The following is a 23,297-nucleotide window of genomic DNA, read 5'->3' as shown; positions in this document are numbered from 1 at the left end:
TTGATCTCTATTTTGTAGCCAATAGTCCATGGACCATGGACCATGGTCTATGGACTATCAACTATGGACTCATTGATAAATCCGAAAAAACACCATCGATAATATTCCTGTAAGCATTACAAGTTTTATCATGGTGCTAAGCTTATGAAAATCTGCAGGTGTTGTTGCTTTGAACAACCTGACCAATATCCAGATTAGTGGGGTAATGATTGCCAGTAAACAATAAAGTGCGCTATGCCACCAACCCAGGGGTAAAACATACAATTGCAGTATGATCAATACAGCTATTAATACGACGAGCCAGATTGCCACAAAAATCTTGGCAGCCTGCACTCCCCAAACGATGGGTAAAGTTTTGCAACCATATTTTCTGTCGCCCTCCATATCTTCTATATCTTTCACCACTTCCCTAACCAATGAAATGATGAATGCGAATGATGCATATAAAATGGTTAACCTGAAAAACCGGATTTCATTATGTCCAACAGACATGAGCGACTTAATCTGTAGCGGTTGTTTGGCTAAAAAAAGAATTAGTATTACCCAGGCTGTCAATAAGGAAATCACAATATTTCCTATAAGTAATTGTTTTTTAAAATTGGTAGAATAAAACCACAGCAATACAACGCTTCCAATATTTGCAAGAACAAGATGCCAGTATAAAGAAACCGGCAAGGCCATTACCGTAAAAAACAGTCCGAGTAAGCTTAATAGCATGTGCCAGAAAATTACCCATCTGCGGTTGATGACTACATTTACCACCACTTTATCAGGTTTGTTTACCTGATCGATATTAAGGTCGAAATAATCGTTGATGATGTTTCCCGCAGCAGCAATGAGCACGGATGCGATAACGATATAAGAAAATTGGAATAGATACACTCCTTCTGCTTCACCATAGATACGTGCATAGATACAGTACTCAAACAATATTTGTGTGAGCATGATAAATAACAAGTTGGGCCACCGCACCAACTGAAAAAAAGCAGTGAGTAATTTCAATAATAAAATTTATAGCACAAGATAAGTAAAGCGTAGAATGCGACACATCAACAAAACATTATTTAGCTCGGACCGATGTGTCTTCGTTCCAATCACCACGAAGTTTCATCACTTTTTCAATCACATCCCTTACACAACCTTCTCCTCCTTTTAAATGAGATATATAAATGGCTTTGTCCTTTATTTCCTGAACTGCATCTGATGGGCAGCAGGGAAGTCCCGCAATTTGAATTACATCTAGATCAGGTATATCATCACCCATAAAAAGAATCTCCCCGGCCCCAACACTTTCCTTTTGCATATACTCCTGCAAGACTGCTCTTTTTTGGTGGGTTTTCATCCAAACTTCTGTTACTCCCAGTTTCTTCAACCTATCTTTTACTTCAGGGGAATCGCCGCCAGAAATTACCAATACACGGTATCCTTTTTTTATGGCCAGTTGCAAAGCATAACCATCTTTAATATTCATTCGCCTGGCCATTACTCCGTCAGGAAGCACCAATAAAGTACCATCGGTCATTACACCGTCTACGTCGAATACAAAAGTGGTTATATGGCGAAATGCTTCTAACATTGCAGATCAGGTTATTTTTGGTTATCTCTCCACTCATATACCCAGGCACTCTGGATCATTTCAAGATGACCTTCATTACTCTCTTCCCGCTTTCCAGCAAAATTGGGGATTTCAAGTATCCATTCCAGTAAATCAGTAAATCGAATACGGTATATCTTACTTTCATTAAACTCATCCCCAAAACGCTCATAGAGCTTCATAGCGATGTCTTCATGATCTGCCCAGTGAATGGGAGGTTCGAAATGGTTCATATATTAATTTGAAAATTTGAAAACTTGGAAATTTGGAAATTTGAAAATTTGGAAATGAGGGATCTTGGATTTTTAAAAGCACTATTAAACTGGAAATAATTCTTTCGTCTAAGCCTTCATCATTTTCAAATTTTCAAATTTCCAAATTTCCAAATTAATTACTCTCCCAAAAACTGTGTTTGATCAGGTAAAAGCACTTCTACTTCTCCTTCTCCTTCGAGCAGTACGCACTGGCAACCTAATCTTGAATTCAGTCTGGGATTTACTGCCCTGTCAATAAAATCTTCTTCTTTATCACTCAGTTCTTCCAGATAATCCATCCCTTTTTCAACATATAAATGGCAGGTACTGCAGGCGCAAACAGCTCCGCAATTGTGGTGTAATTCAATTCCGTTATCTAAACAAACTTCGAGTAAACTCTGATCGGGTTCAATGGCCGTTAAAGTAACCGGCTCCAGGTCTTTCTGTTCAAACTTAACTTTAATCGTGTACATAATATATGCCGTTTGGACTGCAAAAGTATTTCAAAACCGTCTCTTTACCACGATCAATATGAGGTTTTGCTTCCGGAAAGCGAAATTTCAGGTAATGGGCTATCTGGGAAATTTATCCCTGATGCTGGCTGTAATGGCATCATAGAGCTTTAAAAGAGATTGATTCTGTGCCAATAATTGCCTATGCTTTTCAATTGTATCAGCATCTCCCCTGAATGCTGGTCCGGCCTGTATATTTCCAGGATATTCGGTTTGTATTTGCTTGGCCACCGATTCGATTATTGGGTAAAAGATGGAAAAATCAATAGCATTTGCCGTGCAATAGTCTGATGCCAGATGGTACAAATGATTGGTAAAATTTGATACAATAGCGGCTATCAGGTGCATTTTTCGCCTGGTTAAATTATCGGCCATAGTAACCCGTTCAGACAACGAATAAGCCAATTCTTTCAGCTTTTCCTTTGTTTCTTCGTCACTTCCATCCAATACCATCGTGCAATCATCCAGGGTTTTCATAGAAGTTCGCATCATTTTCATAGGCCAGAGAACACCATATTTTGGGGCGGCGCCGGCTAATACCTCGATAGCAACCGTGCCACCATTATGTATCAATATCCCATTTTTAAGGTTAAGTTGTTTTGCAAGGTCGGCAATGGCATGGTCACTTACTGCCAGCACATACAAATCTGCATTTTCCGGTATTGCAGATAAGTTATTTAAACATTCAGCACCTAATTCTTTTGCCAGCATTTCCGCTTTGGAAGCATCTCTGTTCCAAATACCTATAATAACATGACCGGCTGCTTTAAGTGATCTTCCCAATACATGTGCAACATTCCCCGCCCCTATCAGAACTACGTCCATATCTTTATATTATGAAGATGAAATTAGGACAAAGAGTTGTGATTGGTTATTACAAAACAAAACTTCGCGCCCTTGGTCTGGCTTCACCCAGGAAGGCAGCAGAACAGGCTTTCAAAATATTCTGTACCCCTTACAGCAAAGGAGTAAAACAAAAAGAACCGCTGATCTTTCATAAAGCGATAAAACATAACGTTGCGTTTGAAGGGTTAAATACCCTGGGGTTTCAATGGATACCAGAGCGTTATAATGGCAAAAAAGTACTGGTTGTACATGGCTTCAGCAGCTACAGTTATAAGTTTGAGCAGTATATCCAACCATTATTAAAAGAGGGATTTGAAGTTTTGGCCTTCGACGCACCTGCCCACGGTTTAAGTGAAGGAAACATGATCAACGCCCTTATTTACATGCGATTTTTGAAAAAGATAGACCAGGAATTCGGAGGCATTTATGGATTTATAGCCCATTCCCTCGGGGGACTAGCAACTTCTCTCCTTGCGGAAGATTTTCAGCATCTCGAAAACCGAAAATTTGCCTTGATTGCCCCCGCTACAGAAACCAGATCTGCCGTACAGGGATTTTATCAACTTTTTAAGATTAATCCTACCGTACAGTCCGAATTTGAACAAATGATCCATTCGATGACTGGAAAACAAATGGACCATTACTCCATCAAAAGGGTTGTTGAGCAAATAAACCCACCCATTTTATGGATTCATGATAAAGAAGACCGGATTTGTCCCTACGCCGATACCATTCCTGTGCAATCGATGCAACATCCACATATTCAATTTCATATAACGAATGGTCTCGGACATAATAAAATCTATCATGATAAGGGTGTTATACAATTAATTATTAAATTTTTGATACAGTCATAAGTTTGTCATTTTAATGACACTATAAGCAACTGATTATCAATATACTAATAATCAATTTGAACAAAAATCGCCCCTAAGCCCAGTACGTGTTTTATACGGAGAATTACTGCTTTAATTGGCGAACATTTTTTGTGTTTTCGACGTTTCGACTAATATTGCAGGGTAGCATACCATTTTTTTGCAACATATATATAGGTATAAATGCGATAAATAAGTATGTATACAAGCAACCAAAAGGCTGTTAAAACAGCAAGGAAAAGGTAGATGGCAAAAAACTTATTAATAGTAGAGTCGCCGGCAAAAGCCAAAACAATTGAAAAGATCCTCGGGAAAGATTTCGAGGTAAAAAGTTGTTATGGGCATATCAGAGACCTGGATAAGGGCGATATGGGTATTGATGTAAACAACCAATATCAACCCCGTTATATTGTGCCGGATGATAAAGAAAGGGTGGTAAAAGAACTTCGACAACTGGCCAAAAAAGCAGATGAAGTATGGCTGGCATCGGATGAGGACCGTGAAGGAGAAAGTATTAGCTGGCACCTGGCTGAGGTATTGGGATTGGATCCAAAAACCACCAAAAGAATTGTGTTTCATGAAATCACTGCTCCTGCTATAAAAAAGGCCGTGGAACAACCAAGGCTTATCAATATGAACCTGGTTAATGCCCAACAGGCCAGAAGGGTATTAGACAGACTGGTAGGTTTTGAACTTAGCCCGGTTTTATGGCGCAAAATAGGGATGCAACGGAGTCTTAGTGCCGGAAGGGTACAAAGTGTTGCCGTTAGACTAATCGTTGAACGCGAAAGGGAAATAAACCAGTTTGTTCCAGATAGCAGTTATAAAGTAGAAGCCATTTTTGCTGCAAAAGACATTAATAACAGAGATGTCTCTTTCAAAGCTGAGGGTCCCTCTAAACTAAATACACGTGAATCTGCAGAAGCATTCCTGAACGGATGTAAAAACGCTGTTTACACGGTTAATGAGGTTACAGTAAAACCTGCCAAACGCTCTCCTGCTGCTCCTTTCACCACTTCCACCCTACAACAGGAAGCATCGCGTAAACTGGGTTATGGAGTTAGCAAGACCATGTTACTGGCGCAGAAACTTTATGAAAGTGGTAAGATCACTTATATGCGTACAGACAGTATCAACCTGAGTGATACAGCCATGGCTGATATAAGAAAAGAAATAGATAACAGCTACGGCACTGATTATTACCAGCCCAGGAAATACAAGAATAAAAACGAAAACGCACAAGAAGCACACGAAGCCATCCGTCCAACTTATATGAATAACCGGACTGTGGCCGATGAAGATACCCGCAGGTTATATGAACTGATTTGGAGAAGAACCATTGCTTCACAAATGAGTGATGCTGAGTTTGAAAAAACCGTAGCAAAAATAGATGTGTCTACCAACAAAGAAACACTGAATGCAACCGGTGAAGTAATGAAATTTGATGGCTTCCTGAAAGTATATCTCGAAGGAAAAGATGATGAGGAGGACGAAGACAATGAAGGAATGTTGCCTCCTCTGGTTGCCGGACAATTGCTTGATTTCAGGGAGATGACTGCTACAGAAAAATTTTCACGCCCGGCCCCAAGGTACACGGAAGCCTCATTGGTAAAGAAACTGGAGGAGTTGGGTATCGGCAGACCTTCCACTTATGCACCTACTATATCTACTATTATCAAACGTAACTATGTTGAGAAAAGAGATAAAGAAGGAACAAAAAGACAGGTAAATATTCTCAGGCTGAACAAACAGCAGGAAATAGCCAAAGAAATACATACCGAAAATACGGGCGCGGAAAAAGCCAAATTGTTTCCTACCGACCTTGGAATGGTTGTGACTGATTTTCTTAAACAATACTTCAGCAAAGTGATGGATTTTGGTTTCACTGCGCGAATTGAAGAAGAGTTTGATGAAATTGCCGGAGGAAAAACTAAGTGGAGCAGCATGATAGACCAGTTCTATAAGCCATTCCATGAAAATATTGAACACACTTTAGAAAATGCTGAAAGGGCAAAAGGTGAAAGAGAATTGGGTATTGATGAAGCCAGCGGTAAAAAAGTAATTGCCCGTATGGGTCGTTATGGTCCAATGGTACAGATTGGTCAGGCAGAAGACGAAGAAAAACCAAGGTTTGCCAAATTAAAAGCTGATCAGAGTATTGAGACCATTACCATGGAAGAAGCCATGGAACTCTTTGCGTTACCCAGGGTATTAGGCATGTATGAAGACCAGGAACTGTCTGTTAATGTAGGAAGGTTTGGCCCATATATTAAATTGGGTGATCAATTCATCTCTATTCCAAAAGGGGAAGACCTGCACACCATTGAGCTCGACAGGGCAATTGAACTTCTGCATGAAAAACAACAGGCTGATGCCCCGGTGGCCTTTTATAATGAACTACCTGTAACAAAAGGTAAGGGAAGATTCGGTCCATTTATTAAATGGAACGATATGTACATCAATATTCCCAAAGCCTACGATTTCGACAAGCTTTCTCAACAGGATATCAATGAACTGATTGAGAAAAAAATGGAGAAAGAGGCTAACCGGTTTATCAGGCAATGGCCCGCTGAAAAGATCAATATCGAAAATGGCAGGTGGGGACCATTCATCCGCTTCAATAAAAAAATGTTGAAGATGGGAAGAAAGGCAGATGGCACAAAATATACTGCGGAGGAACTAGCAGAAGTTGATTTGGAAGACATCAAAAAAATGATTGAAGAGCAGGTTCCAAATGCATTTGCCAAGAAAACCAAAGCTCCGGCTGCTAAAAAAGCTCCGGCCAAGAAAGCTGCTAAAAAAGCCGCACCAAAAAAGAAGTAACCACTTTGGATATAAAGTCAATAAAAAGCCCCATACAAAAAGTACGGGGCTTTTTTATAGCGAATCAATTTGTTTGTTTAAACTGGTCTACCCATTTGTCTTAAGAAGCGAACATGCGCCACTACAGCCTTACGCATGGTTGGGTATTCGATGTATTGCAATTGATATTCTCTGCAAACATTCCTTACAATTTCACTGATAGCAGGATAATGCACATGTGAAATTTTAGGAAAAAGATGGTGTTCAATCTGGAAGTTTAGTCCACCAACCAACCAGCTAACCAGCTTATTCTTGGTGGCAAAATTTGCTGTTGTCTTAATCTGGTGAGCCGCAAATTCATCGGGCAGTTTATTGCTTTCAATATCAGCCACCGGGAACTCTGTATGTTCTACTGTATGTGCCAGTTGGAAAACAATACTTAATACAAAGCCTGCGAAAAAGCTCATTACAACAAAGCCGATCACCCAATAGAGCCAACCTACGGTAAGTAAAGGGAGCAGTATAAAAACGATGGCGTGATAAACTTTTACGCCCCAGAATTCTACATGATCATTCAGGCTCATTTTTTTCAAAGGCACAGAACCGATTTTACGGGAGAAATATTTTTTGTAATCTGCAAAGAATATCCAGAATACATAAAGGAGCATATATAAAATCCAGAAATAAAGGTGCTGAAACTTATGGAGCTTATAATGCTTCTGTGTGGGCGCCATACGCATCAATAATCCAACTTCAATATCATCATCTACCCCATCTACATTTGTAAAACTGTGGTGAATCATATTATGTTTCATATTCCACATAAAATGGTTAGCCCCAAGCATACTAATAGAAGATGCTGCTATCCTGTTCATCCATTTATTGTTGCTGAAGCTGCCATGACTACCATCGTGCATTACATTAAAACCGATGGCTGCAACCAGGCCGCCCAGTACCACACATTCAAAAATTGCGAGGTACCAAACTGGTGTGAAAAAAATTAAATGCAGGTATACCGTTATAAAAGCAATAACCATGATGATTGCTTTTGTAAAAAGTTTAGGATTACCTGTAGAAGCGATTCCCCGTTCATCAAAATATTGCTGTACTCGTTTTTTTAATTCAGTGTGCAATGATTGTTTTACGGAGGGAAATTTGGGAGTAGAAACCTGTGACATGAATAAATACTTGAAATGATCCTACAAAGTAACGCTAATTATGCATCACTTGCTTGTTAAAACCCTGAATTTTACCCCAGAGCGAAAATTAACGACAAAACCATGACTATAGTATTTACTATAATTTGAATATTTCCACAGCACTGAATAACTTCTTATTGACAAATACATCATTTTTATTTTAGTTTGATAAGAAATAAGACTGCTTATCAGGTCTTTACCCAAACACATGCAGGAAACCAAGGAAATACATGCACTATTTACCCTGATCGATGATCCGGATGAAGAGGTTTATTCCACTATTTCAGAACGTATCCTTGGATACGGCAAGGGAATTATCCCCAATCTGGAGCATTTGTGGGAAAACACCCCCAGCGAAGACGTACAGGAAAGAATAGAGATGATCATTCACAGGCTGCATTTCTGCGACCTTACGAATGATTTCAGTGAATGGAACAACAGCGCCTACCACGACCTTTTATTCGGGGCTTTGCTGGTTTCTAAATACCAGTATCCCGATCTGCAAACAGCCCCTGTTATCCATGAAATTGAAAAGATCAGGAGGAATGTATGGCTTGAGTTAAACAGCTTTCTCACACCACTCGAACAGGCCAATGTTCTTTCAAGTATACTTTACAATTATTACAACCTTAAAGGTGGTGAAGTAAATTACACAAAGCCAGATGAGTTTTTCCTGCATAAAGTCCTTGAATCAAAAAAAGGGAACGCAGTTTCAAACGCCCTTATTTATCAGATACTTTGTGACCAACTGGAAATCAATGCCAGAATTATTAATATCCCAAAACAATGCATTTTGGCATTCTATCACTCAGATTATGATGATGCATTATATCCGGGACATCCGCAAGACAAAATCCATTTTTTTGTAGATGGTACTACGGGGCAGGCTTTTTCTCACGCAGATATTGAAAATTATTTCAAGCGTATCTCTGTTCCTCCGGTAGCTGCTTATTTTAAACCACTATCGCACAAAAGACTTGTTCAGCTTTTACTGGAAGAATTAGCGAAATGCTTCGACAGTCCAACCAATGCTTACAAGCATCGGGAACTAATGCAGTTGGCCGGTTCATTGGAAGTATAGTTCAACTTAAACTATACTTCCTACCAGACCAGCTTTTACTGATTAAACCAACTGAGCGTCTAGAGTAATATCCATATTATAGGCCTTACTAACCGGGCAGTTTGCTTTTGCGTCTGCTGCACATGCCTCAAATTGTTCTGCTGTAATTCCAGGTACTTTGGCTTTAAGTACCAAATGTGAGCTTGTTATAGTTCCATCTTCGAGAGTAATGGTACACTGGGTTTCTAATGTGTCTGGTGTAAATCCGGCAGCTCCTAATACAAAACTTAACTTCATGGTAAAGCAACCGGCATGTGCCGCTGCCATCAATTCTTCAGGATTGGTTCCTACACCTTCTGCAAACCTTGAATTAAAAGAGTATTGGGTTTGGTTGAGTGTAGTGCTTTGAGTGGTCAGGTGTCCATTGCCTTCTTTACCTGATCCATTCCAAACAGCGGTTGCATTGCGTTTCATGGTAATAAATTTTAAATTTGAAAAAATAAAAGCGTTATGATTAGTTGGGATGATTTTGAAAAAGTTGATATCCGAAGCGGAACCATTCTTGAAGTTACAGATTTTCCCAAAGCTAAAAAACCAGCCTATCAGTTGAAAATAGATTTTGGTCCATTAGGGATTAAACAATCCTCTGCCCAGATTACCCGGCATTATGAAAAAAATGCATTAATCGGAAAACAGGTATTGGCCGTTGTGAATTTCCCTGTTAAACAAATCGCTAACTTCTTCAGTGAATGCCTTGTTTTAGGCGTCTACGACAGTGAAGGAGCAGTAATTTTATTGCAACCGGAAAGGATAGTTGAAAATGGACAAAGAGTGGGGTAGTATTTTAGCTGCAAGTTTCTGGCTGCAAGCCGCAAGCTACAAGCCTTGATGGGTGCTTATTATAGACTTTCTGCTTTTAATGGAATAATTAAGAAAGCTGGGGAAATAGTTACTTAGAATAAGATCGACCATAGTCCATGGTCCATTGTCTATGGACTATGGACTATGGCCCATTTTCCTGATAAACTACCAATTACCATTTTCAGGTAGTATATTCGGATATTGATTTTCTGCAATAGCAGGTTACCATGAGCGAACTCTATTTTACATATTATGAAAGTCCGGTTGGCCTTCTTAAGATAGGGGGCACAGAACATTTTATAGGCGAACTTACTTATGTCGACAACCCGGACCAGCTTACTTATGGCGAACCAGGTATTAGTGAAGTGATGCATCAATGCACTGAGCAACTGATTGAATTCTTTCATGGAAGCAGGAAACATTTTGATATACCCATACACCAGGAAGGAACCGAATTTCAAAAAAGGGTTTGGGGTGAGCTGCAGGAAATCCCCTACGGCAAAACCATCAGTTATCTCGACATGGCAAAGCGGCTCGGAGATCCTAAAGTAATCAGAGCAGCAGCAAGTGCCAATGGCAGAAACAATATTGCCATCATTGTACCATGCCATCGTGTAATTGGCAGCGATAAATCGCTGGTTGGCTATTCAGGCGGTATGTGGCGCAAGAAATGGCTTTTGCAGCATGAATTCAAGATCACCCACGGCGTACAGACACTGTTTTAGTCCATAGACCATGGTCCATGGACTATGGTCTATGGACTTTACAGCTATAATCATTTATAAAGTTCACAGCCACTAGTGCATATCGGCACTGGTAAAACTTAATGGTAGTAAACTACTTGCCTGAGGAATAACATAAACCTTGCCTGACAATCCACCTAGAATCAAACGAATGGGTTGCTTTACCCTTAATTCATATTCAAGCAAGCTTTGTCTGCAAATTCCACAAGGAGAAATGGGATGTTGGCTTTGTCCATTCGTATTATCATAACTAATGGCAATACTTTCTATTGCAACACCCGGATACTGCATGGCTGCATTGGATAGTAATACCCTTTCTGCACAAATTCCTACCGGAAAACTGGCATTCTCCTGGTTTGTTCCCCTGATGATCTCACCATTTGCCATGCGGGCCACGGCTCCAACATTAAATTGTGAATAAGGGGCATAGGCCATTTTAGTTGTTTCTCTGGCAATTTTTAAAAGTGCCGCATCACGTTCATTTAGCTGTGCTTCAGTTTCAAACACTTCGAATGAGAACTGAAATTGTTGCTGATTCATACACTAACTTATTAAGACAAAAAAGTCCTCAAAGCATACGCTATGAGGACCCCTTACGGTAATGTAAGTTACGAATTATTTATCTAAAAAATTGCAAAAATGACCCCTGTATGCTCAGTGTTTCGGGGTATTGCTGTCTGGTAAAAAAAGCTTTTAGCCTTTAGCTACTAGTCTCGTCTAGGGCTAGATGGCGGTTATTTTAGGTCTTCTGCTATTAATGGAATAAATGAGGGGAGATAATTTAAAATGAGCTGGTTAAAGAAATATCAGATTGCCGTTAATGCACTGTCTGTAATAAAAGAACTCGGATTTTCATGATTTTCAATATCTATCATGATAAATCATGAAAATCCGTGTTCTATCCTACTTGTAGCTTGCTACAAGAAACCCCTTCAGGAAAAATAACTACTTAATACTTCTCATAATTCTTTTCCAGCGTGGACCTTTATCCCAGCTAAACCATATAAGTGATGCCTTTCCAACAATATGCGTTTCCGGTACGAAACCCCAGTATCGGCTATCCTGACTGCGATGGCGGTTATCACCCATCATCCAGTAATAATTAAGTTTCACTGTATAGGTGTTTGTTGCTTGTCCGTTGATAAAAAACTTACCTTCTTTTTCTTCGAGTGTATTGTGTTCATAGGTCGCGATTAACCTGCGATAGATAGAAATATTCTGATTGTTAAGTTCTATTACATCTCCTTTCTTAGGTATACGAATCGGACCAAAATTATCAATACTCCATGGATAGTTTGCTTCATCATTCGGGAATGTCATACCCGCATAATTTTCAATAGACCTGGTTGCAGAAACAAAGTTGGGCAGTTTCTTTAATTTTTCCAGTTCATCTGGTGTCAGGTTAAACTTGTAACTGCTATCGCTCAACATGTATAATTGTCCTTTTGTATCTGTAGATACATCAATACCCAATTCTTCTTTTAAGAAATCAGGATCATATGGTTGCTTGTTGGTAACAACGATGTATTCCGTTTGTGAGCCGCCTGGCACTTCAGCAGGATTGCCGTTTACAAATAATTCACCATTTCTGATTTGTAACACATCTCCTCCAACACCCACACATCTTTTGATATAGTTATCCGTTTTATCCATTGGATGAACGATGATTGGATATTCCGGGCTAGCCATTAACTCCTGTCTGTTTCCTTTAAATGTAAAACGGAGCACATCATAATAGGTAGTCTTACTACCAAATTCAGGCAAATTAATGATGGTATCTCCGGCAGGGAAATTGAATACCACCACATCATTCCGTTTAACTTCCGTAAAAGCAGGAAGACGTTTATAGGGTAATTGAATCCATTTCAGGTAAGATGGTGTAGTAAGAGAGAAAGGCATGGTATTATGTACAAAAGGAAACGAAAGTGGTGTTTGAGGTATCCTTGCACCGTAACTCATCTTGTTTACAAAAAGAAAATCATTCACCAACAATGTTTTCTCCATACTCTCGGTTGGAATTACATAAGCTTCAAAAACAAAAGTGCGGATAATTGTTGCAGCAACCACCGCAAATACACCCGCATCTATCCATTCTCTTGATCCTGGCTTTTTATATTGCTTAACTACATCGGAACCATAATATTTTTCATTTTTTGAGAAGCCCAGGTAAGGAAAATAAATGAACGGTAATAATACAGCAGCAGTATGATGCACCATATTAAACCGTTTGAAATGCATAACAAAAATGATGGTAATCCAGATAGTAATAAACTGTCCGGCTATTGGAATCAATTGCAACCAAAACCAATATTTACGGATATGGCATTTTTCTACTATTAACCAGGTATTATAAAACGGTATAAGAGCCTTCCAGGGCTCAATGCCTGCTTTTTTAAACATTCCCCACATACCAAGATGCCATCCGATAATACCAACAATAAACAAGATTAAACCCATGATTTATTTTTTAGATAAAAACAAAAATATTCTTTTCAGCCAGATATGAGGGGAAAGCTACAAAACTTTTCCCAACTACATGATTTTCAATCAATAACGACAAATTTAGATTCATTAAATAATCCACTTCCCGCTGCTTTTGAGACTAAGAGCCTGCTTACGATTTATTCTACCAGTTTCTTATGGCTCTTTTCGGCTGCGCCTTCGTTGAATTTTTCGCCTTAGGCGTTTAGACTATGGCTGCAAAATTCGCCTCGGCTCGCTCGAAAATAGCTCATAATAAACCGGTAGAATAAATCGTAAACAGGCTCTTAGTCTTCAAGCTTAGGAAAATATTACACAAAACTTTGTTTAATTTATATCTTGTGTGTTTATAAATCTATACCCGTCTGATAATCAAACCCGCTGGATGAATCATTTTACGATTAAAGACATAGAGAACCTGAGTGGTATAAAAGCGCATACGCTCCGGATTTGGGAGCAGCGATACAATTTTCTGGCTCCTAAACGTAAGGAAAGTTTGCACAGGTATTATGACAATGAGGACCTGAAACAGATATTACGTATTTCACAGTTATATCATAGGGGTATCAAAATATCCAAAATTGCAGGGCTAACCGATGACGCGATACGTTCTATGACGATGGGGTCTGCTGAAGACAAGGCCAGTTCTATTATATTGGTTCACCAAATGATTGAAGCTGCCATTGATTTTGATGAGCCAAAATTTGAAAAAATACTGGATACCGCTTTTAAACAACTGGGGTTTGAAAATACCCTGATTGATGTTGTTTACCAGTTTCTTGAGAGAATGGGGCTACTCTGGCTTACCGACCATATAATACCGGCACAAGAGCATTTTTCCAGCAATATTATCCGCCGAAAAATGATTGTTCAGATTGAATCGCTGAAAGAGAGCCCCTCAATTTCTGACAAAGTGTATGTATTGTTTACATTAGAAGGAGAACGACATGAAATTCCGCTACTGCTTGTTTATTACCTTATGAAGGCCAGTGGTAAACGATGCATCTACATGGGTATTGATTTGCCTTTTGATGACCTGGTTACTTATGTAAAACATAAAAATCCCACCCATTTATATTTTCATGCTATTGCGAATGTAAGTGACCAGCCCATAGAACAACATGTTGCTACTTTGGTTCAATTATTTCCAGACCAACAAATATTAATGTCTGGCCCCCTGACCAAAGAAATTAAAGCCCACCACTCAAATCTGAAAGTGCTGTATTCATTACCGGAAATGATTGCATATATCAAGTCCATAGACGATAGTCCATAGACCATAGCCAATTTACCATGGACCATAAGCCATTCCCAAATTCGCAACAGTAACATTACACATACGCAGTTACGTCCTGCTCTGTGATTGTTTTTCCGGATAAGATTACCAATCTTTCTACCACATTACGCAACTCTCTGATATTACCTGTCCAGTTATGTTGCTGAAGTACCTCTAATGCTTTTTTATCGATTTCTTTTTTCGATTGACCATATTCTGCTGCGATATCATCTAAGAATTTTGCAACAAGAAGAGGTATATCTGTACGTCTTTCGTTTAGGGATGGTACATGGATCAGTATAACACCTAGTCGATGATAAAGATCTAGCCGGAAGTTTTTTTCTTCCACTTCCTTCAGGAGATCCTTATTGGTTGCGGCAACTACCCTAACATCCACTGCAATTTCTTTATCTCCCCCTACTCTGGTAATTTTTCCTTCTTGTAATGCTCTCAATACTTTTGCCTGAGCACTCAGGCTCATATCGCCTATCTCATCCAAAAACAGGGTACCTCCATTTGCTTGCTCAAACTTACCAATGCGTTGTTTTATCGCAGAGGTAAAAGATCCTTTTTCATGACCGAACAATTCGCTCTCAATCAATTCGCTTGGAATAGCTGCACAGTTCACTTCTACAATCGGTCCCTGGGCACGATTACTTTTCTCATGTAACCATCTTGCCACTAACTCTTTCCCGCTACCATTTTCTCCGGTAACCAACACTCGGGCATCTGTTGGTGCCACTTTTTCGATGGTTTCTTTGATGCGTATGATTGCTTCACTTTCACCTATGATTTCCTGTACTTTCGAAACTTTACGCTTCAGCACTTTTGTCTCCTGTACCAAAGTGGTACGATCCATTGCATTTCGAATGGTGATCAATAATCTGTTTAAGTCTGGAGGCTTTGAAATATAATCGTATGCACCTTTCTTAACTGCGTCAACCGCTGTTTCTATATTACCATGTCCACTGATCATAATTACCGGTGTATCAGATCCCGATTCTGTTACTTTTTGCAGGAATTCAATTCCATCCAGTTTGGGCATTTTAATATCACATAGTACTACATCGTATGATCCGGAAGAGAATTTTTTAAACCCCTCTTCTCCATCGGCAGCCTCTTCCACCTTAAACCCTTCATTCCCGAGAATATCTTTTAATACGTTTCTGATAGCCCTTTCATCATCAATAATCAATATAGTTGGCATGGTATACTTTTTTGCTAAGTTAAAGAATGTGATGTCAGCGTAATTCAAAATTCATGCCGAACAGCAGGTTCCTGCCTGGCGCTGCATTATAATACCTCCGTCCCAGTGCATTGATATCATTACCAAGGCTATATGTCTGGTTTAATGCATTATCAATAGCCATGAAAATTTCCCATTTTTTGGCTTTATAACCTACTCGACATTGCAATAGTTCATAATGTTCAGCATAAGCATCATTGATATCATTTAAAGGAATAGCGGATACAGTATTTAAGAAACAGGATACATATATCCCATTCTTTAACCGCAGGTCAATCGCCGAGCTTAAAGTATTCGAAGGAACACCTGTGAGTTTATTATTACTATAATCAACACTACCTTGCTGATAATTAATAAAGCGATAAGGCTGGAAGCTATACGCAAAAGAAACTGATAACTCTTTTACATATCCGGGGCCATTCTGAATGATCATAGGTTTAACCATTGCTTCAATACCTCTTTGTAAAGTACTTCCTGCATTAACAAAATACTCTGTTCCGGAAGTACTGTTTCTTCTCACAATCGCATTATTAAGTTTGAACCGGTAAAAAGCGATGTCGAACATTAATTTATTATCCAGTATTTCCCCTTTAATACCTGCTTCCAAATTCCATCCGCTTTCTGCATTCAGGTCGCCATAAAAATTTCCATCAGATGGTCTGAACTCTGCAAGACTCGGTGCTGAAAATCCTTTCGCAATAACCCCATACACATAAAGATTTGGTTTGATTGCGTAAGCCATAGCAAGCCTCGGGGTAAAAATATTTTCAATTTTTCTTTTTGTATAACCTGAGCTTATATCTGTTAATCGTTTGTAGCGATACAGTTGTTGATTGTTACTTACACCAACAGTAATAGTAAATCGCTCTTTAAAAGAATATTGGAATTGGGAAAACAAAAACCATTGTGTTGCAAAAACTTTATCGCGGTACTGTACGGTATCTTTAACTCCTGACCTGTTGCCAAAATTATCGATAGAAGCTTTTTGCTGCTGCCACTCACCTCCTATATTCAATTGCCAACGATGATCTTGTTTTGCTTGTTTATATTGCCATTGTGTGCCAAAACCAGTATTGTGTTCTTTTCTTTCTTCATAATTGGTGATGAATGGATTGGTGAATTTTGTGCTGCTATACATGCCGAATGATTGGATACTGCTATTAGTATTAAGTATCAGCTCATGATGCAGTCCATTGAACCATGTTTTATTATAAATGGCTGTTTTTTGTTGCACTGCTCCAGGTAATGCTCCTGCTGGCTGTCTGGCTTGTTTAGGATTTTGTTTGTATTGTGTTTCATTAATCCCTCCAGGTGTTTGGTAATACAGATCAGTATAGAAGCTGAGTATGCGCCAGTTCTGCTGCTTTCCGTTTATGGCAGCCTGCCATTTTAATCCATCCCTGCGCATTGCCGATTGTTCGCGATACCCATCGGATTGAGCATGGACCTGTGATAAACTACTGGAAAATTTGGGTGTTGCATATTCCCAGTTCAAAAGTTGACGAAATAACCCATAGGAGCCTCCTGCAAGCCCTCCGTTTATTTTATTCACCGGATTGGCATAAAACTTAAGCGGCGACCTTAACAATACAGCACCGCCCGTTCCAGCACCATAAACAGCGGCTACTGGTCCTTTCAAAACTTCAGCACCTGTTACCTGTGAAAGGTCAATTAAATTAAGATAAGTATTACCTCCCCCATCTGTTAAAGGCAACCCTTCATAATATACTTTGATGTTTCTAACACCAAATGGCGATCTCAATAAACTACCCCTGATTGATAACCGATAACTACCAGGCGATCGCTCTTCCATACGAACCCCAGCAAGTGAATTCATGACAGGTAAAAAGGTAAGTGTCGGCGTTTTTTTCAGATCAGCTTCACGGATAATGGAAATAGCCGCTGGTAATGCCTGCCATTTAGCTCGTCCATAAAAAGCATTCACAACCACTTCATTTAAGGCAATAGTATCTTGTGTAGCATCTTGTGCATAGGTAAAAAATGGTGACAGTAAAATCAATAATAACAGTTTTGTCTTTCCCACCCTTCTTATCATCGTCTGATATTTAATTGGATTATATCGTCGGGCAGATTAAGGTCTGCCTGAGAAATGTCGATTGACCAATATCCATCGGTTAATTTTTCAATTTTTGCTGGTTGGTTATTTTTTAAAAATCTAGCTGACTCAATATTATAGGATACCTGAAAAAAGATTCGATCAGCAGTTTTTGAAAGTATATGAACGAAAGCTGTTGTTTCTGTTTCTGTAATTGCGCCCCAATCCTGTGGTTTTATAAAACCAGCTCTGGTACCATATATTGTTTGTCCATTTTGTTTTAACCAATCGCCCACTTCTTTTAATCGAACTATAAATTCTGGTTGAACATTACCATCAGGCATGGGACCTACATTGAGCAATAAGTTTGTTCCATACCCTGCTGCTTTTACCAATAACTGAATAATTTCTTTGGTAGACTTATACGTTCTGTCGGTGATATTAAAACCCCAGGAATTATTAATGGTTTCACAAGTTTCGAGGGGGAGTTTCGACACTGCCTGGCCGCTTAGTCCACCTTTGTTTTCTCCGGGGAGATCCTTTTCAAACATTTGAAAATCTTCACCAGGCAAAGGAGTAAGGTGATGATTATTGCCAATTAATGCCTGAGGCTGCAGACGATGAATGAGAGCATATATTTCCTGGTATTTCCAATCTATTTTAGGTTGCTGTGATTTGTCTGTATCATTATCCAACTGATCCCAGTGTCCATCAAACCAAATTCCTGATATATCTCCATATCCCGTAAGCAATTCAGTCAACTGCATTTTCATAAAATTCAGGTAAGCATCATAATTGCTTTTTTGCGTTCGTCCTGTACCCTTACCTGTTCTGCCAGTTTCATAGGGATAGTCTGTTCTGAACCAATCAACCAAAGAATAGTAAAGAAAGAGTTTTATGCCTTGTTCTTTGCATGCAATGGATAGTTCTTTAAGTACATCTTTGCCATAGGCAGTGTTGGTGATTTTCCAGTCAGACTGTTTTGTATCCCAGTTGCTAAAACTATCGTGGTGTCGGGTTATAAAAGTGATATATTTCATCCCTGCATTTTTGGCCATTTGAACCCACTGGCGTGCATCGAATGCGATGGGATTAAAAAAATGCAGTAGTCTTTTGTATTCTTCTACCCGAATATTTCTGTTATTCATTACCCATTCGCCTGCACCTAATACACTGGATGCACCCCAATGAATAAATAATCCAAATCGGGCACTATCGAACCAAGTGCGGGTTTGAAGGTTTTGGGGAGATGGTTTGTATTGGGCATTCGCAGATAATAAACCCAGGCAGATAATAAATATTAGGCCTTTTTTTTTCATTGCCATTAGTTTGGATGAAGTTAGTCAGAAAATAAAAACCCGGAGAAAGTTCCCCGGGTTTACTATTGAATAAATAAGATCTGCGATTATTTTTTCATATACATTACTTCTTTCACCAGTTTAACTGTGCGGCTCACATCTGGAATGGCGAGGGCTGTCAGGTTAGGTGCGTAGTGCATTGGAGCGTCTGCGCTGGTAATTCTTCTGATTGGTGCATCAAGGTAATCGAATCCTTCTTTTTGTATGCGGTAAGAGATTTCAGAAGAAACCGATGCAAATGGCCACTGTTCTTCTACAATAACCAATCTGTTGGTTTTCTTAACACTCTCAAGAATGGTCATCCAGTCGAGCGGACGGATAGTGCGCAAATCGATTACTTCGGCACTTACACCTTCTTTTTCCAGTTCAGCAGCAGCGCCGAGGGCTACTTTCATCATTTTATTGAAAGAAACGATGGTTACATCGCGACCAGCCTTTTTTACGTCTGCTTTACCTAATGGGATATAATATTCTTCATCGGGCACATCGCTCTTATCGCCATACATAACTTCACTTTCCATGAACATCACAGGATCTTCTTCGTATCGGATAGCTTGTTTAAGCAGTCCTTTAGCGTCATATCCGTTAGAAGGGGAAACTACTTTCAACCCTGGGATATTGGCATAATAACTTTCGAAAGCTGTTGAGTGTTGGGCACCGAGCTGTCCGGCACTACCATTTGGACCACGGAAAACTATTGGACAGCCGATTTGACCGCCACTCATAGCCAGCATTTTAGATGCTGTATTCAGAATCTGGTCCATGGCTAATACGCCAAAGTTCCAGGTCATAAACTCAACAATCGGGCGGAGGCCATTTTGGGCCGCACCAACAGCTACTGCTGCAAAGCCCAGTTCGGCAATTGGGGTATCAATAACCCTTTTTGCACCGAATTCGGCTAGCATGCCCTGGCTTACTTTATAGGCACCATTATATTCTGCCACTTCCTCTCCCATCAGAAACACCCGCTCGTCTCTTCTCATTTCCTCACTCATGGCCTCTCTGAGGGCCTCTCTGAAAGCTATTGAACGCATCATATCTGTTTGTTAAATGAGGAGCAAAAATATAGGATTCCAAGGAATAAGAAAAAAGAAAGCCCCAACCCTTAAAAACAAGAAAGGGAAAGCTTTCACTTTCCCTTTCTTTAGGCATTATTTAGTTAAAACAGGGGGTTAAAATACATTCCAGCCATAACTAATATAGTATAAGCCACCTATTTGTGGGTTACCCCAACCAGTACGGTAATATTTGTTGAAAATATTGGTTCCGCCTATTTTAATCATAGACTTGGTTGCTGGTAATTTATAGCTGATCATCGCGTCAACTGTTCTTACATATGGCACCATACCTACCCCGAAAGTACCTTCGTAGTAGAATGAGTTCTGCCACCTGTAAACCACACTAAATCCATAGCGTTTGTCTTTACCAAAGCCAGTATTATTCAGGGCCATGTTGATGCGGTATTTAGGCGTATTGAAGTATGAAACAAAGCCTGTTGGTAACGCACCAATTTGGTCGTGATAAATGTTTCCAGAGAAAGTGAAGTTCTTAGGAAGCAGGTATTCTGCAGATGCACCCCAACCTGAGGTACTAACTTCACCTGGAGCATTTACAGAAATGCTGTAAGCGATCCTTGTATTTGCATTTAAGAGATCAGCAGGGTTGAATGTTGCATTTCTGGATTGCATTGCTACAACAGAACTTAAGAAGTCTTTATAACGACCCCAATAAGCATATACATCAATCAATAATTTCTGAGCAATCAGACCCTTATAACCAACTTCGAAAGACCTCATTGATTCAGGCTTGAATTCTCCAAAAGTTTGTTGCTGTAACAGGTTCGGATTTGGTGAACCAGCTAAAGCGCTTGCACCAAATGCCTGTACACTCGGCAAGGTAAATACAGGGTTGGTATTAAACTTGTAGAAATTGCGTAATTGTGGCAAACCTCCCAATAATCTTGTACCACCGCCCACGGTAAGATTGATCCACTGATTTTGAGTGGTTGGGAAACGGTAAGCGGTTTGATAAGAGAAACGAAGGTTATGGTCTTTTGCCAGTTTAATTACCGCTGAAGCCCTTGGTGTAAAACGACCCTTAAAGTTCGTATTCTTATCATAACGACCAGAAACGGTTAATTTCAGGATATCATTGAATAAGCGCTGTGATATCTGAGTATAAGCGCCAAACTCATTGATTTTAATTACACCAGCAGTATCCGCGAATAAAGTTCCTTCAGAATTAAGTACATATTGTTTTGCACTTACCCCTACAAGCCAGTCGGTATTTGTTTTTGAAAGACCAAGATCTTCTGTAAAGTTATACTGACCATCAAACACTTTTAAACGTGAACGATCGAGGAAAAGTCCACCACCTTGAGAAATCGGTTTACGGGCAATCGATTGAAACAGGCTGGAATTTCCGATAAAACCGGTTGGTTTGCCCTGATCAGCAAAAGCCCTTGCAGTATTATGAGCCGTTGTATAATCAGCACCTGCATCGTAAGCCGACACATATGCTGCTATGTATTGAGGATACCATGCGGAACTGGCTTTCCATCCTTCATTAAATAATCTGGTTGCAATAGTTGCATTAAAGGAATTACCCGCATTCTCATGTGTTGAATAATACCTGGCATACCAGTTTTTATGCTTTAGTTCATATTTAAACTGAGCAATTTTTAAATCTTTTAAAGAGTAACGATCACTTCCGGTATATACAGAATTACCTGTTCCGAAATAAACATTGAAAGAGGCTTCAATTTTATCGGTGAGTTTGTAAAAAAGCCCGCCGGTAAGTTTCATATTTAATGTAGTAGGATCAATTACATCTGATTCAGCATAGCCAGTTCTGCTGACAGCCTGAAAGCCCAATAAATTTCTGGAAGGAGCAGCACCATAAATTAATGGTGATACACCTGCTGTAACAAGTGCTCCTGCACCAGCACCAGTTAGGAATGTATTAAACTGTGCGAGTTTAGCACCAGGATTTGCAGCTAAAAACCCGTTAAATGCGTTAAGCTGAGCCGAACCTAATCCTGCAGCAGCAAAAACCTGTGAGGCAATAGAACTCATTACCTGAGAGGTCTCGTCACCATAATAGTTTACACCATCATAGTTAGGATCTGTTGCGCGGTTGCCCGGTATTTTGAAACCATTTGGGGTAATCGCTGTTCTTGAATAGTTATCAGATTGCTCCGCCAGCCAATCCTGGGCTTGCAAAAACTGAGCATTTATTTTAAAGGCGAATTTTTCAGATACTTTCTTTGCCCATCTTAAACTCCAGTCATAGAAAGGCGCTGCTCCACGATATTTACTATCCACATGGTTCACACCTTGTTTGATTTGGAAACTAAATCCCTGGTGTTTGAATGGGTTCTTACTGTTAATCAACACAGTTCCGTTCATACCACCTGGGCCATATAATGCTGATGATGCACCTGGCAGCAACTCCATATTCTCAACGTCTAATTCACTTAAGCCGATAACACTACCTACTGAGAAGTTCAATCCTGGCGCCTGGTTATCCATTCCATCTACCAATTGATTTAGTCTGGTATTACCGCTACTGTTGAAGCCACGTGTACCAACACTTCTAAACGTTAAACTAGCTGTTACCACATCCACACCTTTAAGGTTGGTCAACATGTCGTAATAACTAAGCTGCGGTGAATTTCGAATGGCTGCTGTTCCAATTCGCTCAATAGATACAGGTGATTCTAGAATTCGCTCCGGTACCCTTGATGCGGACACTACCACTTCATCTCCAAGTGTAAATGAAGGAGTGAGGTCTACTGATATTACATCACTAGCCCCTTTCACCGTAACTTCTTTACTGGCATAACCTACTGAAGATATTAAAAGTGTAAATGGAGGTTTTTGAACTGTTGTAAACTTGAAATTACCCTTATCGTCGGTAAAAGTACCTACCGTGCCTCCTTTAATGGTAACAGAAACGGCTGAAAGCGCTTCTTTAGAACTTGCATTCTTAACGCTACCTGAAACGGTAGTTGTCTGCTGGGCTACCACCGGAATGGTTATGGCTGCGCACATAGCCGCATACAGACATTTACTGTAGACTCTTCTCATTTTGGCAAGATTTAGTGTTTAGTTACTGTAAAATAGCAATTGTTAG

The 23,297-nt window shown here is 39.7% G+C and carries 20 protein-coding genes; 6 read left to right on the top strand and 14 right to left on the bottom strand.

The window, feature by feature from the left end:
* Positions 1–69: 69 nt before the first annotated feature.
* The 5 genes from ACH30E_RS05705 to ACH30E_RS05685 all read right to left on the bottom strand — a co-directional run bounded on the left by ACH30E_RS05705 (position 70) and on the right by ACH30E_RS05685 (position 3,185).
* A complete protein-coding gene (locus tag ACH30E_RS05705) occupies positions 70–945 on the bottom strand; it encodes a geranylgeranylglycerol-phosphate geranylgeranyltransferase (protein WP_490823996.1) in 876 nt (291 codons plus the stop codon).
* A 115-nt stretch (positions 946–1,060) separates the two neighbouring features.
* On the bottom strand, positions 1,061–1,576 hold the full coding sequence (locus ACH30E_RS05700; RefSeq protein ID WP_294992398.1) for a KdsC family phosphatase: 516 nt from the start codon (positions 1,574–1,576) through the stop codon (positions 1,061–1,063).
* Positions 1,577–1,587: 11 nt separating this feature from the next.
* Complete coding sequence (iscX, locus tag ACH30E_RS05695; protein ID WP_294992400.1) at positions 1,588–1,827, bottom strand: Fe-S cluster assembly protein IscX; 240 nt, start codon at positions 1,825–1,827, stop codon at positions 1,588–1,590.
* 158 nt (positions 1,828–1,985) lie between these two features.
* The gene (locus ACH30E_RS05690; RefSeq protein WP_294992402.1) at positions 1,986–2,321 is read right to left on the bottom strand and encodes a 2Fe-2S iron-sulfur cluster-binding protein; all 336 of its coding nucleotides are present in this window, start codon (positions 2,319–2,321) and stop codon (positions 1,986–1,988) included.
* Between the two features lie 99 nt (positions 2,322–2,420).
* The gene (locus tag ACH30E_RS05685) at positions 2,421–3,185 is read right to left on the bottom strand and encodes a Rossmann-like and DUF2520 domain-containing protein (RefSeq protein ID WP_490823995.1); all 765 of its coding nucleotides are present in this window, start codon (positions 3,183–3,185) and stop codon (positions 2,421–2,423) included.
* A gap of 11 nt (positions 3,186–3,196) precedes the next feature.
* Here ACH30E_RS05685 and ACH30E_RS05680 point away from each other — a divergent pair, with 11 nt between their 5' ends.
* Together ACH30E_RS05680 and topA are read left to right on the top strand one after the other, a co-directional pair.
* On the top strand, positions 3,197–4,063 hold the full coding sequence (locus ACH30E_RS05680) for an alpha/beta hydrolase (RefSeq protein ID WP_490823994.1): 867 nt from the start codon (positions 3,197–3,199) through the stop codon (positions 4,061–4,063).
* Between the two features lie 264 nt (positions 4,064–4,327).
* Positions 4,328–6,904 carry a type I DNA topoisomerase gene (gene topA, locus ACH30E_RS05675; protein WP_490823993.1) on the top strand — a complete coding sequence of 859 codons (2,577 nt, stop codon included), beginning with the start codon at positions 4,328–4,330 and terminating at the stop codon, positions 6,902–6,904.
* A 77-nt stretch (positions 6,905–6,981) separates the two neighbouring features.
* On the opposite strand, the gene ACH30E_RS05670 is transcribed toward topA, so the two are convergent.
* Positions 6,982–8,061, bottom strand: a complete 1,080-nt coding sequence (locus tag ACH30E_RS05670; RefSeq protein ID WP_490823992.1) for a fatty acid desaturase family protein — start codon at positions 8,059–8,061, stop codon at positions 6,982–6,984.
* 229 nt (positions 8,062–8,290) lie between these two features.
* Between ACH30E_RS05670 and ACH30E_RS05665 the strand changes: the two genes are divergently transcribed.
* Positions 8,291–9,163 carry a transglutaminase family protein gene (locus ACH30E_RS05665; protein ID WP_294992414.1) on the top strand — a complete coding sequence of 291 codons (873 nt, stop codon included), beginning with the start codon at positions 8,291–8,293 and terminating at the stop codon, positions 9,161–9,163.
* Between the two features lie 42 nt (positions 9,164–9,205).
* Here ACH30E_RS05665 and ACH30E_RS05660 read toward each other — a convergent pair whose 3' ends face one another.
* Positions 9,206–9,616: an OsmC family protein gene (locus ACH30E_RS05660; protein WP_490823991.1), complete on the bottom strand. Its 411-nt coding sequence runs from the start codon at positions 9,614–9,616 to the stop codon at positions 9,206–9,208.
* A 36-nt stretch (positions 9,617–9,652) separates the two neighbouring features.
* On the opposite strand from ACH30E_RS05660, the gene ACH30E_RS05655 reads away from it, so the two are divergent.
* Together ACH30E_RS05655 and ACH30E_RS05650 are read left to right on the top strand one after the other, a co-directional pair.
* Complete coding sequence (locus tag ACH30E_RS05655) at positions 9,653–9,982, top strand: tRNA-binding protein (RefSeq protein WP_490823990.1); 330 nt, start codon at positions 9,653–9,655, stop codon at positions 9,980–9,982.
* A gap of 248 nt (positions 9,983–10,230) precedes the next feature.
* On the top strand, positions 10,231–10,728 hold the full coding sequence (locus ACH30E_RS05650) for a methylated-DNA--[protein]-cysteine S-methyltransferase (RefSeq protein ID WP_294992423.1): 498 nt from the start codon (positions 10,231–10,233) through the stop codon (positions 10,726–10,728).
* Positions 10,729–10,800: 72 nt separating this feature from the next.
* Here ACH30E_RS05650 and ACH30E_RS05645 read toward each other — a convergent pair whose 3' ends face one another.
* Both ACH30E_RS05645 and lepB read right to left on the bottom strand, forming a co-directional pair.
* The gene (locus ACH30E_RS05645; RefSeq protein WP_294992425.1) at positions 10,801–11,286 is read right to left on the bottom strand and encodes a cytidine deaminase; all 486 of its coding nucleotides are present in this window, start codon (positions 11,284–11,286) and stop codon (positions 10,801–10,803) included.
* A 405-nt stretch (positions 11,287–11,691) separates the two neighbouring features.
* Entirely contained in the window at positions 11,692–13,203 is a 1,512-nt protein-coding gene (lepB, locus tag ACH30E_RS05640) for a signal peptidase I (RefSeq protein WP_294992428.1), read from the bottom strand.
* Between the two features lie 409 nt (positions 13,204–13,612).
* On the opposite strand from lepB, the gene ACH30E_RS05635 reads away from it, so the two are divergent.
* Positions 13,613–14,503: a MerR family transcriptional regulator gene (locus ACH30E_RS05635; protein ID WP_490823989.1), complete on the top strand. Its 891-nt coding sequence runs from the start codon at positions 13,613–13,615 to the stop codon at positions 14,501–14,503.
* A gap of 55 nt (positions 14,504–14,558) precedes the next feature.
* Here ACH30E_RS05635 and ACH30E_RS05630 read toward each other — a convergent pair whose 3' ends face one another.
* The 5 genes from ACH30E_RS05630 to ACH30E_RS05610 form a co-directional block, all read right to left on the bottom strand.
* Positions 14,559–15,710: a sigma-54-dependent transcriptional regulator gene (locus tag ACH30E_RS05630; RefSeq protein ID WP_490823988.1), complete on the bottom strand. Its 1,152-nt coding sequence runs from the start codon at positions 15,708–15,710 to the stop codon at positions 14,559–14,561.
* Positions 15,711–15,744: 34 nt separating this feature from the next.
* Positions 15,745–17,805, bottom strand: coding sequence for a TonB-dependent receptor (locus ACH30E_RS05625; RefSeq protein WP_294992437.1), 2,061 nt, complete (start codon positions 17,803–17,805; stop codon positions 15,745–15,747).
* Entirely contained in the window at positions 17,802–19,124 is a 1,323-nt protein-coding gene (locus ACH30E_RS05620; RefSeq protein ID WP_490823987.1) for an alpha-L-fucosidase, read from the bottom strand. Before ACH30E_RS05620 ends, ACH30E_RS05625 begins: the two co-directional genes overlap by 4 nt.
* Positions 19,125–19,210: 86 nt before the next feature.
* On the bottom strand, positions 19,211–20,200 hold the full coding sequence (locus ACH30E_RS05615; protein WP_294992443.1) for a pyruvate dehydrogenase complex E1 component subunit beta: 990 nt from the start codon (positions 20,198–20,200) through the stop codon (positions 19,211–19,213).
* Positions 20,201–20,335: 135 nt separating this feature from the next.
* Positions 20,336–23,251, bottom strand: coding sequence for a TonB-dependent receptor domain-containing protein (locus tag ACH30E_RS05610; RefSeq protein WP_490823986.1), 2,916 nt, complete (start codon positions 23,249–23,251; stop codon positions 20,336–20,338).
* Between the last annotated feature and the right edge of the window lie 46 nt (positions 23,252–23,297).

It is taken from the genome of Sediminibacterium sp. FW305-C-61 (genome assembly GCF_058231065.1).
This window is presented reverse-complemented; position numbering and strand designations above follow the sequence as displayed.

What these genes read in the sequence shown, in the direction of transcription:
- ACH30E_RS05705 (WP_490823996.1), bottom strand. Translation starts at nt 945, where the DNA reads ATGCTCACACAAATATTGTTTGAGTACTGTATCTATGCACGTATCTAT.
- ACH30E_RS05700 (WP_294992398.1), bottom strand. Translation starts at nt 1,576, where the DNA reads ATGTTAGAAGCATTTCGCCATATAACCACTTTTGTATTCGACGTAGAC.
- iscX (WP_294992400.1), bottom strand. Translation starts at nt 1,827, where the DNA reads ATGAACCATTTCGAACCTCCCATTCACTGGGCAGATCATGAAGACATC.
- ACH30E_RS05690 (WP_294992402.1), bottom strand. Translation starts at nt 2,321, where the DNA reads ATGTACACGATTAAAGTTAAGTTTGAACAGAAAGACCTGGAGCCGGTT.
- ACH30E_RS05685 (WP_490823995.1), bottom strand. Translation starts at nt 3,185, where the DNA reads ATGGACGTAGTTCTGATAGGGGCGGGGAATGTTGCACATGTATTGGGA.
- ACH30E_RS05680 (WP_490823994.1), top strand. Translation starts at nt 3,197, where the DNA reads ATGAAGATGAAATTAGGACAAAGAGTTGTGATTGGTTATTACAAAACA.
- topA (WP_490823993.1), top strand. Translation starts at nt 4,328, where the DNA reads ATGGCAAAAAACTTATTAATAGTAGAGTCGCCGGCAAAAGCCAAAACA.
- ACH30E_RS05670 (WP_490823992.1), bottom strand. Translation starts at nt 8,061, where the DNA reads ATGTCACAGGTTTCTACTCCCAAATTTCCCTCCGTAAAACAATCATTG.
- ACH30E_RS05665 (WP_294992414.1), top strand. Translation starts at nt 8,291, where the DNA reads ATGCAGGAAACCAAGGAAATACATGCACTATTTACCCTGATCGATGAT.
- ACH30E_RS05660 (WP_490823991.1), bottom strand. Translation starts at nt 9,616, where the DNA reads ATGAAACGCAATGCAACCGCTGTTTGGAATGGATCAGGTAAAGAAGGC.
- ACH30E_RS05655 (WP_490823990.1), top strand. Translation starts at nt 9,653, where the DNA reads ATGATTAGTTGGGATGATTTTGAAAAAGTTGATATCCGAAGCGGAACC.
- ACH30E_RS05650 (WP_294992423.1), top strand. Translation starts at nt 10,231, where the DNA reads ATGAGCGAACTCTATTTTACATATTATGAAAGTCCGGTTGGCCTTCTT.
- ACH30E_RS05645 (WP_294992425.1), bottom strand. Translation starts at nt 11,286, where the DNA reads ATGAATCAGCAACAATTTCAGTTCTCATTCGAAGTGTTTGAAACTGAA.
- lepB (WP_294992428.1), bottom strand. Translation starts at nt 13,203, where the DNA reads ATGGGTTTAATCTTGTTTATTGTTGGTATTATCGGATGGCATCTTGGT.
- ACH30E_RS05635 (WP_490823989.1), top strand. Translation starts at nt 13,613, where the DNA reads ATGAATCATTTTACGATTAAAGACATAGAGAACCTGAGTGGTATAAAA.
- ACH30E_RS05630 (WP_490823988.1), bottom strand. Translation starts at nt 15,710, where the DNA reads ATGCCAACTATATTGATTATTGATGATGAAAGGGCTATCAGAAACGTA.
- ACH30E_RS05625 (WP_294992437.1), bottom strand. Translation starts at nt 17,805, where the DNA reads ATGATAAGAAGGGTGGGAAAGACAAAACTGTTATTATTGATTTTACTG.
- ACH30E_RS05620 (WP_490823987.1), bottom strand. Translation starts at nt 19,124, where the DNA reads ATGAAAAAAAAAGGCCTAATATTTATTATCTGCCTGGGTTTATTATCT.
- ACH30E_RS05615 (WP_294992443.1), bottom strand. Translation starts at nt 20,200, where the DNA reads ATGATGCGTTCAATAGCTTTCAGAGAGGCCCTCAGAGAGGCCATGAGT.
- ACH30E_RS05610 (WP_490823986.1), bottom strand. Translation starts at nt 23,251, where the DNA reads ATGAGAAGAGTCTACAGTAAATGTCTGTATGCGGCTATGTGCGCAGCC.